The sequence below is a fragment of the Massilia sp. NP310 genome (genome assembly GCF_019443485.1).
Classification (GTDB): Bacteria; Pseudomonadota; Gammaproteobacteria; order Burkholderiales; family Burkholderiaceae_D; genus Telluria; species Telluria timonae.
In genome coordinates, this window is sequence record NZ_CP080379.1 from 2,062,220 (window position 1) to 2,076,278 (window position 14,059).

Here is a 14,059-nt window from a genome sequence, read left to right on the forward strand (position 1 = left end):
TTTTATTCCTGGACCAGCAGGCCGCGCCGCGCCAGGTTGGCGTACAGCGCGCGCACGCCGAAGGTCCAGGGCGTGATCGCGTCGCTGCGTTGCACGGTGTTGACCAGGGTGCCGAGCGATGGGGTCGAGATGCCGACCTTGTCGCCCAGGTGGTGGGTAAAGCCGCCGCCTTCGGCGTCGCGGTCCTTGATCGGCGAGAACATCGTGCCGAGGAACAGCATGAAGCCGTCCGGGTACTGGTGGTGCGGGCCGCAGGTCTGGGCCACCAGGTCGAGCGGGTCGCGGCTGATCTCGCGCATGCGGCTGCTGCCTTCCAGGATGAAGCCGTCGTCCACGCCTTCGATCAGCATGTTCACCTCGCACGCGCGCAGGGTGTCGAGCGAATAGGTGTCGTCGAACAGGCGGATGAAGGGGCCGATGGCGCAGGAAGCGTTGTTGTCCTTGGCCTTGCCCAGCAACAGGGCGCTGCGGCCTTCGATGTCGCGCAGGTTGACGTCGTTGCCCAGGGTGGCGCCGACGATCTCGGCGCGGCTGTTCACCGCCAGCACGATCTCGGGTTCGGGATTGTTCCAGTGCGAGGTCGGATGCAGGCCGATGTCGGCGCCGTGGCCCACCGCCGACATCGGCTGCGACTTGGTGAAGACTTCGGCGTCCGGGCCGATGCCCACTTCCATGTACTGCGACCACAGGCCGCGCGCCGACAGTTCGGTCTTCAGGCGCTGCGCGGCCTCCGAGCCCGGCACGATGTCCGACAGGTCGGTGCCGATCGTCGCCTGCAGCTGCGCGCGCAGCGCCTCGGCGCGCGACGGGTCGCCCTTGGCCTGCTCTTCGATCACGCGTTCCAGCAGGCTGACGGCAAACGTCACGCCGGCGGCCTTGATCGCCTGCAGGTCGCATGGCGCCAGCAGGCGCATGCCGTTGGCGCCGGCCTCGCCGCGCAGCGCGGCGTCCATCAGCGCGCGCACCTCGCCGAGGTCTTCGCCCTCGGCGCCGCCCGCGATGGCCAGCAGGTCGCGGCGCTCGAACAGGTCGGCCACGGTCGGCGCATGGCGGGTGATGTCGACCAGGCGGCCGCCGCGCACGGCGACCACGGCTGGACCTTCGTTGGCGCCGGTGCGCCAGACCCGGCCGACCAGCAGCGCGCGGTCGAGGTCATCGGGAAGCGGATTGGCTTGGATGGTAGTCATGGGTTCCTCGATTGCTGGTGCCGCCCTCGGGGCGGCAGTATGGGGTTCGGGGCGAAGCCTTCGGACATGATTCTAACATTAATGTTAACGCAATCATCACCTCCTCCTCATGCCTGCCGAGGGACGGCAGGCCTGAGGAGGGCGGGTCAGGCAGCGTCGGGTCAGAACTCGCCGCGCACACCCAGCTGGAAGGTGCGGCCCGGGTCATAGAACCCGAACTGCGCGCTCTCGAACTGGAAGTACGAGTCCCGCTTGGCCTTGTTGATGTTGACGACATCGAAGGTGACGGTCGGCCAGCCCTCACGATCGAACACCCGCTCCAGATCCACGCTCGACGAGAAGTCGGCCTGCTTGTACGCGCGGCCATACAGGGCAGCCGCCGCGATGCCGTTCTGGCCGCCGCTGGCCGCCTGGCTGCCTTCGCGGTAGGTGTGCGAGAAACGGGCCATGAAGCCGTGGTTCTCGTAGTAGATGCCGAAGTTGTTGCTCTTGCGCGGCACGTTCAGCGCCACGAAGCCGTTGGTGCCCTCGCCGCTGGCCGACTGGTTGATCAGGGTCGCGGTTTCGCTGAAGCCGAAGCCCTTGATCGGCAAGAACCTGTCGAGTGGCTGGACCCAGCCGATTTCCAGGCCGCGAATCCGCAGGATGCCGCCGGCATTGCGTTCCTGGCTCATCACCACGGTCGCCGCGCCCGGGCCGCCGCGCGCGTCGATCGCCGCCTGGGCGTTCGGGATCAGGTTGTTATAGGTGACGCCATACTGCTCCAGCGCGCTGAACGGCAAGGTACGGTTCTCGATCACCGTGAAGCCCTTGAGCTTCTTCTGGAACACGGTCAGGCTCACATAGCCTTCGCCGCCGGTGTACCAGTCGACGCCGAAGTCCAGGTTCTTCGAGATGTAGGGCTGCAGTTCGGGGCTGCCGATCGTGCCGACGTCGGCCGACACCGAGCTGAAGTTGATGCCGGGACGCAGCGAGTTCGGATTGGCGCGCGTCATGCTCTTCGATGCCGCGGCGCGCACGATGACGTTGTTGGCGACCGTCAGGGCGGCGGTGCCGGATGGCAGCGTGTTGTTGTAGGTGTTGTTCACATACTGCCACTCGGTCGCGTTCGGGTACTTGGCGCCATTCAGCGTCAGGTTGGCGTTGCGTGGATCGCTGAACGAATTCAGGGAGCCGACCTCCTGCTTGGTGCGCACATACCGCACGCCGGCGTTATACCGGAACGGCATGTTGGCGAGCAGGGTCGACCCGTTGATCTCGGTATAGAAGCCCGAGGTCTTCTCGCGCATGTAGCCCGCGCTCGCCCCGGTCGACGAACTGGTCGAATCCGGCGCCGTCGAGTTGTAGTAATCGTAGTTCGAATCCTTCCTGAAACGGTCCCAGTCGACGACCAGGCGGCCGTATTCGCCAGGCACCAGGTAGCTTGCCAGCTTGTCGGCCGGGATCAGCGAGCCCTGGTAGACCAGCTGGTCGGTGCGTCCCGCGGTGTAGCCGGTGCCGAAGCCGGGATAGAGCGCCGCTGCGCTCGCGCCAGGCGTGTTGGCGCCGTCGCAGGCCGGCGCGCCGTTGGGGCCTTGCAGGAACACGCTTGGATTGTTGCCGCACACCGCGGCCTGCCAGGCGGCCGAGTTGTCCTGGCCGCGGATGCGGCGGTCGATGTCGTCGTAGGCGTAGCCGAGCTTCAGGTTCAGCTTGTTGTCGCCCCAGGTCAGGTCGGTATGGAAGCCCTTGGTGCTGGTTTCGCGCAGCTCGTTCTGGATATTGACGCGGCCACCTGCCCAGCCAAGATTCGCCGGGTTGTTCACATCGTTGTTGAACGTGATGCTGGGCACCCCGCCATTGGTGGCGTCATAGCTGGCCACCAGTCCGCTGCCCGCCGCGGTGATCGGCATGACGGTCGGCGCTTCGTGCGTGAAGTCCGACTCCGTCGCGTTGGCCTGCGCCTCGAGCTTCAGGGTTGGCGCGATCTGCCACGTCATCCCCGGGTTGATGCCCTTGAGCGTGGTCTTGTCGCGGCGCGGGCCGTACTCGATGAAGTAGCGCGCATTGGCGAAGGTGCCGCCCGTCGCCGTGCAACCGGCGCTGCAATCGGCGCGGTCCACGGTCATATTGAGCGGAATGGCGAACTCGTTGCGCATGGCCCAGGTGTAGCCGATGCGCTGCATGTCGTCGTCCTTTTCGCTGTACAGCGTGTCGACGTAGAAGTGCAGGTTTTCGGTAGGACGATACTCGGCGCTGATGATGGCCGAGGCCTTGTCGCGGTCGCCGTAGTATTCCATGTAGCGGCCGAGGCGCGGGACCAGCGCGTTGTCGATCGCGGTGATGCTGGTGCCCGGGTTGTTGGCCTCCAGGAAGCCCTGGTTGATCGGCGTGCCGGGAACGAGGCCCGCGCCCGCGCCGACGGGCACGGTGCCGGGAATCGTCCAGTTGCCGCCGCCGGTATTGTTACGCGAAGGCAGGCCGTTCTGCGCAGCCGACAGGTTGGCATTGGTCAGGCCGACCGTCTCGTAGCCGGTGGTGCGCGCTTTCTGGCGGTTGTAGTAGACGCCGCCGAGGATACCGAACTTGTCGCCCCAGGTCTTGCTCGCCAGGATCGAGCCGCGCCCGCCGACGTCGTTCGCGATTTCCTGCTTCTGCGCGCTCGCGTTGTACACGACGTAGGCGCCTTCCTTGTCGAACGGCCGCGCGCTGCGCAGGTTGACGACGCCGGCGGCGCCGCCCTCGAGCTGCGAGGCATTCGGGCTCTTGCTGACCGTTAGCTTGGTGAACAGCTCGGTCGGCAGCAGGTCGAGGTCGATCTCGCGGTTGGTGCTGGCGCCGTCGATCGGTCCGGACGACGCCACGGCGATCTGCGCATTGTTCAGCAGGACCTTGGTGAAGCTGGAGCCCAGGCCGCGGATCTGGACGTTCATGCCTTCGCCCGTGACGTCGCGCGAAATCTGGACGCCGGGAATGCGGCTGAGCGATTCCGCGATGTTCTTGTCCGGGAATTTACCCATGTCTTCCGAACTGATGGTGTCCTGGAAGCCGACGGCTTCCTTCTTGTCGCGCGCCGACGCCAGCAGGCTGCCGCGGTAACCGGTCACTTTGACGACGTTCACATTGGCTTGCGCATTGGCATCGGTGGTGGTGGCGGTGGTGTCCTGCGCGTACGCCTGGTGAACCAGGCCCGCCATGACGGTCAGGCCGAGCGCCCACTGGCGCCGGCGAGCTACACCCTGCTGCTTAGCATTACGAGTCATTCAATGTCTCCTGATGGTTTTTTTACTTCTATGTACTTCTTGGCAAGCAACCTTCTACGGTTGTCTTATGGGTAGGCAAAACTGCCTTGTCGGGGCAAACAGGGCTTTCTTCCCTGGCGCGCTAGCGGCAGGTCACGCCCTTCGACACGAAGGAATGCGCAGGGCGCGGGGTCGGCAAGTCCGGCCACGCGACTGGAATGGATGAGTGATTGGTGCGGCCGCCAGAAGGCATGGCCGGACGTGCGGTGACGTCTCGCTGTTGCATGCTTATCTCCTCGTTATTTTTCTACTTCAAGCACATGTTACGAACATCTCTATTAACACGAATGTTATCGCAACCATCGCAGTCTACTGGTCAAAAATAATGATTGTCAACAAAATATTCCGCGCGTGGCGAAAGCGCGGATGTTAGGCCTATCTAGCGTGCCTGGCGACCCGGCTGCTGGTGCGCCGGCTGCCGCCTCCGCATCGTGGACGACGCAACAAAATGCTTTCAAATCGAAAAGGTTCGCGCTAACATTCCCGCAGCCGGATGATACAAAACAAACATTCTGGGTCTATAAAAACATGGAGACAAGCGAATGCACCGACTCTTCGGGCGGCTCTGGGCCGCGTTTCTTCTCGGCATGCTGTTATGCATCCCGACCCATGCCGCCGCAGAGGATGGCTATCAACTGTGGTTGCGCTATCAACCCCTCCCCGCCGCCCAGCGCGCGCAGGTTGCCGACTCGATCCTGATGCTCGGCGCCGACAGCCCGACCAGGGGCGCGGCGCGCGCCGAGCTGCAACGTGGCCTGCAGGGACTGCTGGGCAAGGAGCCTGGCGTCGTCGACAGAGCGCGCCTCGATACCATCGTGCTGGCGCGCGGCGTCGACCTGCCGGCCGGCCTGGATGCCGTATCCGCCGTGCGCGAGCAGTTGCGCAAGCTCGGCGACGAAGGCTACCTGGTGCGGCGCGCCAGGCTGGATGGCGTCGCCGTCACCCTGGTTGCGGCCAATACCGACATCGGCCTGCTGTACGGCAGCTTCGCCTGGCTGCGCCAGCTGCAGACGGGCGCCCGCGCTGACCAGATTGCGCTGGCCTCCAGCCCCACCCTGCCCCTGCGCGTGCTGAACCACTGGGACAACCTCGATCGCAGCGTGGAGCGCGGCTATGCCGGCGAGTCGATCTGGAACTGGTGGGAACTCCCGCACATCGTCGATCCGCGCTATACCGACTATGCGCGCGCCAATGCCTCGCTGGGCATCAACGGCGCCGTCCTGAACAACGTGAACTCCAAGGCCGAGGTGCTCGGCGCGCCCTTCATCGCCAAGGCCGCCGCCATCGCCGACGTGCTGCGCCCCTACGGCATCCGGGTCTACCTGTCGGTGCGCTGGTCGACGCCGCTCGAGATGAAGCAGACGAAGACGGCCGATCCGCTCGACCCGGAGGTCGCCGCGTGGTGGAAGAACAAGGCCGACGAAATCTACCGCACCATTCCCGATTTCGGCGGCTTCCTGGTCAAGGCCAATTCGGAAGGCCAGCCGGGTCCGCAGGACTATCGCCGCCACCACGCCGACGGCGCCAACATGCTGGCGCGCGCCGTGGCCCCGCACAAAGGCATCGTGATGTGGCGCGCCTTCGTGTACGCCTCGCCCGAGGAATCGAAGGCGGGCAAGCTGCATGACCGCGCGGTCGAGGCCTACGACCAGTTCCTGCCGCTGGACGGCAAGTTCGACGACAACGTGCTGGTGCAGGTGAAGAACGGCGCGATCGACTTCCAGCCGCGCGAGCCGGCCCACCCGATGTTCGGCGCGATGCCGAAGACGCCGCTGATCATGGAATTCCAGATCACCAAGGAGTACCTGGGCTTCGCCACCCACCTGGCCTATCTCGGCCCGATGTTCCAGGAGACACTGGAATTCGATACCCGCATTGGCGGACGCAAGCTGACGGTGGCCGACACCATCCAGGGCAAGCAGGGCCGCGTCGGCGGCAAGGTAGGTGGAATTGCAGGCGTCGCCAACATCGGCAGCAGCCGCAGCTGGAGCGGCTCGATCTTCGACCAGGCCAACTGGTATGTGTATGGCCGCATGGCCTGGGACCAGGGCCTCGACAGCCGCGTCATCGCGCGCGAGTGGGCGGCCCAGACCTTCAGCCCGGACGCGCGCCTGCTGGACCCGGTCGTGAACATCATGATGCGCTCGCGCGAAGCGGTGGTCGACTACATGACGCCGCTTGGCCTGAACCACGTGATGGGCAGCAGCCACCACCATGGTCCGGCGCCCTGGGTCGACAACCTGGAACGCGCCGACTGGAACCCGATCTATTACCACCGCGCCGGCCGCGACGGCATCGGCTTCGACCGCACCGCCAAGGGCAGCAATGCCGTGGCCCAGTATGCGCCCGAGGTGGCGCGCCGCTTCGCCGACCCGAAAACGACGCCGCCCGAACTGCTGCTCTGGTTCCACCGCCTGCCGTGGGATTACCGGATGCCGTCCGGCCGCACCCTGTGGGAAGAACTGGTGGCGCACTACGACCACGGCGTGGCCGAAGCCGCCGCGATGCAGGCCGAGTGGCAGCGCCTGAAACCCTTCGTCGACGCCCAGCGCTTCGCCGACACCGCGCAGCGCCTGGCCCAGCAGCACGTCGAAGCGCAATGGTGGCGCGACGCCAGCCTCGCCTATTTCCAGGACGTGTCCGAGCTGCCGTTGCCGGCCGGCGTGCGCAAGCCAGCGCACTCGCTCGACCACTACAAGTCGATCCGCTTCCCGTATGCCCCGGGGATCTGAACGATCCCGCCTGCCCCATTCACTCCTGGAGATGAGATGAACCCGATTCAACGCGCCGCCACCCCGACCATCGTGGAAATGCGGGTGATCCCGGTCGCCGGCCGCGACAGCATGCTGCTCAACCTGTGCGGCGCCCATGCGCCCTACTTCACCCGCATCCTGGTGCTGTTGAAGGACAGCGCCGGCCGCACCGGCATGGGCGAGGTGCCCGGCTCCAACGGCATCCTGCTGGCCCTGCAAAAGCTGGTGCCGCTGGTGGAAGGCACCGAGATCGCCCACCACCGCCGCACCCTGAACCGGCTGCGCGCCGCCATCTCGGGCGTCAGCCACCAGGTCACGTCCAGCGCCGAAGCGGCGGTGATGAAGCAGCCGCACGAGATCAACCTGCGTCTCGAGAACGTGGTGACGGCGGTGGAGGCGGCCCTGCTCGACCTGCTCGGCCAGTTCATGGGCCTGCCGCTGTGCGAGCTGCTGGGCGACGGCCAGCAGCGCAGCCACGTGCCGATGCTGGCCTATCTGTTTTATATCGGCGACCGTGGCCGCACCGACCTCGGCTACGACGATGATGCCGGCCGCGACGGCTGGTACCGGGTCCGCAACGAAGAAGCGCTCAGCGCCGAATCGATCGGCGAGATGGCCGCGGCGGCGGTCGAGCAGTACGGCTTCAGGGACTTCAAGCTCAAGGGCGGCGTGATGCGCGCCGAAGAAGAGATGGAAGCCGTCGCCACGATCAAGCGCCGCTTCCCCGAGGCTGGCGTGACGCTCGACCCCAACGGCGCCTGGTCGCTGCGGGAGGCGATCGACGCCTGCCGCGGCCAGGGCCAGCTGCTGGCCTACGCCGAAGACCCGTGCGGCCCCGAGGGCGGCTATTCGGGCCGCGAGATCATGGCCGAGTTCAAGCGCGCAACAGGCATCCGCACCGCCACCAATATGGTCGCCACCGACTGGCGGCAGATGGCCCATTCGCACCTGCTGGGCGCGGTCGACATCCCGCTCGCCGACCCGCACTTCTGGACCATGCAGGGTTCGGTGCGCCTGGCCCAGCTATGCCACGACTGGGGCCTGACCTGGGGCTCGCACTCGAACAACCACTTCGACGTGTCGCTGGCGATGTTCACCCATTGCGCCGCGGCGGCGCCGGGCACGATCACGGCGATCGACACCCACTGGATCTGGCAGGAAGGCCGCGAGCGCCTGACGAAAGAACCGCTGCAAATCGTTGGCGGCCAGGTGGCGGTGCCGGAACGGCCGGGCCTGGGCATCGAGCCGGACATGGAGCAGATCAACGCGGCCCATGAACTCTACAAGAAGGTGGCCGGCGGCGCGCGCGACGATGCGATGGCGATGCGCTACCTGGTGCCGGGATGGACCTACGATCCGAAGCGCCCCAGCATGGTCAATCCATGATCGCAGCAATCCTTGGCCGGACCCGCGGCGGCACCATCCGCGGCCTGCGCTGGTGGATGATCGGCCTGATCATGCTGGGCGCGGTGGTCAACTACCTGACCCGCAGCTCGCTGGCCGTGGCCGCCCCCACCCTGCTGGCGGAGCTGGAGATCACGGCCAGGGAGTATTCGTACATCACGGCCGCCTTCCAGGGCGCGATCATGCTGCAGCCGCTGTGCGGCTACGTGCTCGACGTGATCGGCCTCAAGTACGGCTTCGCGATCTTCGCCACCGCCTGGTCGCTGATCTGCATGGCGCACGGCATGGCCACCAACTGGCAGACCCTGGCCGTGCTGCGCGGCCTGCTCGGCTTCGCGGAAGGCTCGGCCAACCCGGCCGGGATGAAGGCGGTGTCCGAATGGTTCCCGGCCAAGGAGCGCGGCCTGGCGGGCGGCGTGTTCAATATCGGCGCCTCGTTCGGCTCGATGCTGGCCCCGCCGCTGGTGGTGTGGGCCATCCTGCACTACAACTGGCAATCGGCCTTCGTGATCACCGGCGCGCTGGGCCTGGTGTGGGTGTGCGCCTGGCTGCTGCTGTACGACGCGCCGAAGCGCCACCGCCGCCTGTCCGAGGCCGAGGCGGCGCACATCGCCGCCGGCCAGGAAGACCACCTGGCCGGCGACGGCACCAAGCCCTCGGTGCTCAGCATCCTCAAACAACGCAATTTCTGGGGCATTGCCCTGCCGCGCTTCCTGGCCGATCCGGCCTGGGGCACGCTGGCGTTCTGGGTGCCGCTGTACCTGACCACGGTGCGCGGCTTCGAGCTGAAGGACATCGCCATGTTCGCCTGGCTGCCCTTCCTCGCGGCCGACCTGGGCTGCATGTTCGGTCCGGTGGTGGTGCTGGCCCTGCAAAAGCGCGGGATACGCCTGATCAATGCCCGGCGCGGCGCGTTCACCCTCGGCGCCATCATGATGATGGGCGTGGCCTTCGTCGGCTACGTCGACGATGCCTATGCCGCGATCGCCCTGCTCAGCCTTGCGGGCTTTGCCCACCAGACGCTGTCGGTCACCGTCATCACCATGTCGTCCGACCTGTTCTGGCGCAACGAGGTGGCCACCGTGGCCGGCATGTGCGGCACCTTCGGCAACCTGGGCCTGCTCATCTTCTCGCTGCTGATCGGCACCCTGCTGGCCAGCGTCGGCTACACGCCCTTCTTCGTCAGCCTGGCGGTGCTCGACCTGGTCGCGGCGGTGCTGCTGTGGACCCTGGTACGGGATCCCACCTTCGAGCCCCAACCCATTTCGATGCAAAAACCATGATCCACAACCCGATCCTGCGCGGATTCAATCCCGACCCGTCCATCGTGCGGGTCGGCGACGACTACTACATCGCGACCTCCACCTTCGAGTGGTACCCGGGGGTGCAGATCCACCACTCGCGCGACCTGGTCAACTGGCGCCTGGCCGGCCGGCCGCTGACCCGCGCCAGCCAGCTCGACATGCGCGGCGCGCCCGATTCCTGCGGCGTGTGGGCGCCGTGCCTGACCCATGCGGATGGCCTGTTCTGGCTGATCTACACCGACGTCAAGCGCTATGGCCGCACCTCGACCGGCGGCGCCGGCGGCAGCGCCTCGCTGCGCGATTTTCATAATTACCTGGTCACCAGCCCGAGCATCGACGGCCCGTGGTCCGATCCGGTCCACCTGAACAGCAGCGGCTTCGATCCGTCGCTGTTCCACGACGACGAGGGGCGCAAGTACGTATTGAACCAGCTATGGGACCACCGCCCCGGCGGCAAGCGCTTCGCCGGGATCGTGCTGCAGGAATATTCGGTCGAGGAGCGGCGCCTGGTCGGCACTCGCACCAATATCTTCGCCGGGACCGAACACGGCCTGACCGAAGCGCCGCACCTGTACCGCCGCAACGGCTATTACTACCTGCTCACCGCCGAAGGCGGCACCGGCTGGAACCATGGCGTGACGATGGCGCGCTCGCGCGACTTGCTCGGACCGTACGAGCTGCATCCGGACGTGAACGTCCTGAGCACCCGTGCGCGGCCCGACGCCGCACTGCAGCGCGCAGGGCACGCCGACCTGGTCGACACGCCGGACGGCCGCACGTACATGGTCTACCTGTGCGGCCGGCCGCTGCGCAACCGCGGCACCTGCACCCTGGGACGCGAGACCGCGATCCAGCAGGTGGTGTGGGGCGAAGACGGCTGGCTGCGCACGCTCGATGGCGAGGGCATGCCGCAGCTGGACGTGCCGGCGCCCGGCCTGCCCGAATACCGTTTCGACGCCGCGCCCGAACGAAGCGATTTCGACGCCTTGGTGCTGCCGATCGATTTCCAGTGGCTGCGCACGCCGTATCCGGAAGAGCTGTTCAGCCTGACGGCGCGGCCCGGCCACCTGCGCCTGTACGGACGCGAAAGCCTGGGCAGCACCTTCCGCCAGGCGCTGGTCGCGCGCCGGCAGCAGGCCCACTGCTTCAGCGCGTCCACTCTGGTCGAGTTCGAGCCGGAACACTTCCAGCAGCAGGCCGGCCTGGTCTGCTACTACGGCGCCTCTAAATTCCACTACCTGTACATCACGCACGACGACGAGATCGGCAAGCACCTGCGCGTGATGAGCAGCCTGCCCAACCACCTGCAGGCGGACAGCTTCACCGCGCCGCTCGCCCTGCCCGCCGGCGTGCCGGTCGAACTGCGGGTCGAGGTGGACGAGGAGCGCCTGCTGTTCGGCTATCGCGTCGACGACGGCCCCTGGCAGTGGCTACCGCAGCAGTTCGACGCCAGCATCCTGTCGGACGAGGCCAGCGCGCCCGGCCAGCCCAACTTCACCGGCGCCTTCGTCGGCATGGCCTGCCAGGACATGGCCGGCACCGCGCTGTATGCCGACTTCGATTATTTCGAATACCGCGAGCGGCCCTACCGCAGCCGGCTGTAGGCGCAATTGTCGAACTGCTGCAGCGGCACCGCCGCTGCCAGCGCGGCATAGCCGGCGTGCGACGGATGCAGGCCGTCGCCGCTGTCATAGGCCTTGGCCAGGTAGGACGGACGGGCCGGATCGCGCAGCACACCGTCGAAATCCAGCACGCCGTCGAAGGCCTTTTCGGTCCGCACCCAGTCGTTGACCGCTTGGCGCAGCGCCTCGTTGTGCTGCGCCGGCGCATAGTAGCCGCTGCCCATGAAGGGCGTGATGGTCGCGCCGATCACGCAGATTCCCTTGGCATGGGCGCGCGCGATCATCTGCAAATGCGCCTGCTTGAAGTCGCCCAGCATCGCCTCGATCGCTTGCGGCGTGTCCTCTTTCGAGCGGCGCAGCACCCCGATGTCGTTGACGCCGATGAAGACGACCGCATGGCTCACGCCATTCCTGGCCAGGACGTCGCGCTCGAAACGCGTGACGAGGCTCGGGCCCAGGCCCTCGCGCAGCAGGCGGCCGCCGCCGATGCCGGCATTGATCACGGCGAGCTGTCGCTTGCCGTCCTGCGCGATGCGCCGCACCAGATGATCGGTCCAGCGGTTGTTGGCGTCCGTCGTGGCGCCATAGCCGTCGGTGATCGAATCGCCGATCACGACCACGGCCCGCGCGGGCGGCGCGGCGCTGACTTCGATATCGGCCAGCTGGTGCCAGCGGGTGACGGTCTTGGCGTCCGGGAGACTCGCGGCCATGGTCTGGCGGCCCGGAGCCAGGTAAGTCGTGGTACGCGCGCCGGCATGGCCGGTCTGCTGCCCGGCCGCATTCGCCAGGTGCATAGTGACCGCGATATCGAGGCCGCTCGCCGCCGCCAGGTCGACCGGATCGCTGACATACTCGGCGCCCGCCGGTATGCGCACCGAGGTACTGCCGTTGAAGCGCAGGCCCTGGAGCGAACCCGCCACCACCTCGGATGAACCGGGCCGCACGGCGCGCGCGATGCTCGCCTCGTTCACGACCAGCATCTCGCTGCCGTAGGCATTGCTGATCCGGACCCGGACCTGGCTGCCACCCAGCGACAGGCGCACGACCTGGCGCACGGTGCCGTCCTTCCACAACTCGGCCGGCATGGCTTCGGCCTGGCCGTAAGACATCTGGGATGTGCCCCAGCTGGCCACCCAGTGGCGGGAGCCGCTATCAGTAACAGAAGGTGGCAGTGTGCAGGCGCCCAGGCCAAGCGTGGCCAGGACGGCGATGGCCAGGCGGCCTCGACGAAAAGTATTCAATGTGGTCTCCGGTGATGGCATGACCTGCGGGACGCAGGACTACCAAATCTGTAACGCTAATGATAGCGCAAACAAACCAGTGGTAGACGGGAGTTTCAGGCGACGATGCGCACCGGCGGCCGGATCCGCGGCGCCGCGTCGGACTGGCGCCGCACCAGCGTGAAATCGGTCTTGATGTGCTCGGGACCCGCGGCCAGGCCGGTGCGCTCGTTCGTCACGCGCCGGACGATGCATTCGATCGCCGCCTCTGCCATGTCCATGGTCGGCTGGCGCACGGTGGTGAGCGCCGGCCAGATCGTGGTCGACAGCGCGGTATCGTCGAAGCCGACCACCGTGATGTCGCCCGGCACGTCGAGCCCCAGGCGATGGGCTACCGCGACCGTGGCGGCGGCCATGTCGTCGTTGCTGGCGAAGATCGCCGTCGGCCGGTCGGGCAGCGCCAGCAGGATCTCGGCGGCGTCGAGCCCCGAGCGATAGTTGAACATCCCCTGCGCCACCAGCTCGGGCGCGGGGTCGGCGCCGAATTCCTCGATGGCGGCCTGGTAGCCTTGCAGCCGGGCGCTGCTCGCCGACTGGTAGGGATGTCCGCTGATGAAGCCGATCCGCTGGTGGCCCAGTTCGATCAGGTGGCGCGTCATCTCGTAGGCGGCCTGGCGATCGTCGATGCCGATCGCGCTGGCCCGCGCATCGGGCTGGCCGCAGGCGATCAGGGCCAGCGGAATGCCGGCGTCGACGATGCGCGCCACGATCTCGGCATTGTCGACCAGCGGCGGCGGCAGGATGATGCCGTCCATCTGGTTATCGATCAGGCGCTGGGTCTGCTCGGCGATCTGTTCGCCGTCGGCGCACTTCTCGACCAGCAGCTGGACGTTGTTCAGGCTGACCTTGTTCAGCAATCCCAGCAAGACCTCGGTGAGATAGGCGCCGCTGCGCACGCTCGGCATGCTGTACAGGAAGCCGATGCGGATCGGCCGCGATCCGGCCAACAGCCGCGCCTCGGGGTGCGGCGCGTAGTTCAGGGCCGCGGCGGCGGCCGTCACCTTCTTGCGCGTGCTGGCGCGCACGGTAGCCTTGCCGCTCATGACCCGCGACACCGTCATCGGCGACACCCCGGCAAGCTTCGCCACGTCGGCCATATTGGGGCCGCGCTTGAGCTCCGCTGGATTGACGAGTCCGATCGTGGAATTAGGCATGCGGAGAATCCCTGGAAGACCTTGCGATGTTTGCGCGAACTTTAACGTCCTCATTCTAACACGCAGCGCCGTAT

At 66.8% G+C, this 14,059-nt stretch carries 9 protein-coding genes; 4 read left to right on the top strand and 5 right to left on the bottom strand.

Going from position 1 to position 14,059, the window contains the following annotated elements:
- Positions 1-2: 2 nt before the first annotated feature.
- From KY496_RS08895 to KY496_RS08905, 3 genes are all read right to left on the bottom strand, one after another.
- On the bottom strand, positions 3-1,187 hold the full coding sequence (locus KY496_RS08895) for a fumarylacetoacetate hydrolase family protein (RefSeq protein WP_219864519.1): 1,185 nt from the start codon (positions 1,185-1,187) through the stop codon (positions 3-5).
- Between the two features lie 161 nt (positions 1,188-1,348).
- Entirely contained in the window at positions 1,349-4,429 is a 3,081-nt protein-coding gene (locus KY496_RS08900; protein WP_005666768.1) for a TonB-dependent receptor, read from the bottom strand.
- Positions 4,430-4,550: 121 nt separating this feature from the next.
- Positions 4,551-4,694, bottom strand: coding sequence for a hypothetical protein (locus tag KY496_RS08905; RefSeq protein WP_219864520.1), 144 nt, complete (start codon positions 4,692-4,694; stop codon positions 4,551-4,553).
- Between the two features lie 316 nt (positions 4,695-5,010).
- On the opposite strand from KY496_RS08905, the gene KY496_RS08910 reads away from it, so the two are divergent.
- Genes KY496_RS08910 through KY496_RS08925 form a run of 4 tightly spaced genes read left to right on the top strand, consistent with a single transcriptional unit; the run spans position 5,011 to position 11,533 of the window.
- Complete coding sequence (locus tag KY496_RS08910; RefSeq protein WP_219864521.1) at positions 5,011-7,200, top strand: alpha-glucuronidase family glycosyl hydrolase; 2,190 nt, start codon at positions 5,011-5,013, stop codon at positions 7,198-7,200.
- 36 nt (positions 7,201-7,236) lie between these two features.
- Positions 7,237-8,607 (top strand): enolase C-terminal domain-like protein, encoded by a 1,371-nt coding sequence (locus KY496_RS08915; RefSeq protein WP_219864522.1) that lies wholly within the window; start codon positions 7,237-7,239, stop codon positions 8,605-8,607.
- Complete coding sequence (locus KY496_RS08920; protein WP_219864523.1) at positions 8,604-9,908, top strand: MFS transporter; 1,305 nt, start codon at positions 8,604-8,606, stop codon at positions 9,906-9,908. Before KY496_RS08915 ends, KY496_RS08920 begins: the two co-directional genes overlap by 4 nt.
- Positions 9,905-11,533, top strand: a complete 1,629-nt coding sequence (locus KY496_RS08925) for a glycoside hydrolase family 43 protein (protein WP_219864524.1) — start codon at positions 9,905-9,907, stop codon at positions 11,531-11,533. Before KY496_RS08920 ends, KY496_RS08925 begins: the two co-directional genes overlap by 4 nt.
- On the opposite strand, the gene KY496_RS08930 is transcribed toward KY496_RS08925, so the two are convergent.
- Together KY496_RS08930 and KY496_RS08935 are read right to left on the bottom strand one after the other, a co-directional pair.
- Complete coding sequence (locus tag KY496_RS08930) at positions 11,515-12,792, bottom strand: SGNH/GDSL hydrolase family protein (protein ID WP_219864525.1); 1,278 nt, start codon at positions 12,790-12,792, stop codon at positions 11,515-11,517. The genes KY496_RS08925 and KY496_RS08930 overlap by 19 nt on opposite strands.
- Positions 12,793-12,887: 95 nt before the next feature.
- Positions 12,888-13,985, bottom strand: coding sequence for a LacI family DNA-binding transcriptional regulator (locus KY496_RS08935; RefSeq protein ID WP_071362151.1), 1,098 nt, complete (start codon positions 13,983-13,985; stop codon positions 12,888-12,890).
- Between the last annotated feature and the right edge of the window lie 74 nt (positions 13,986-14,059).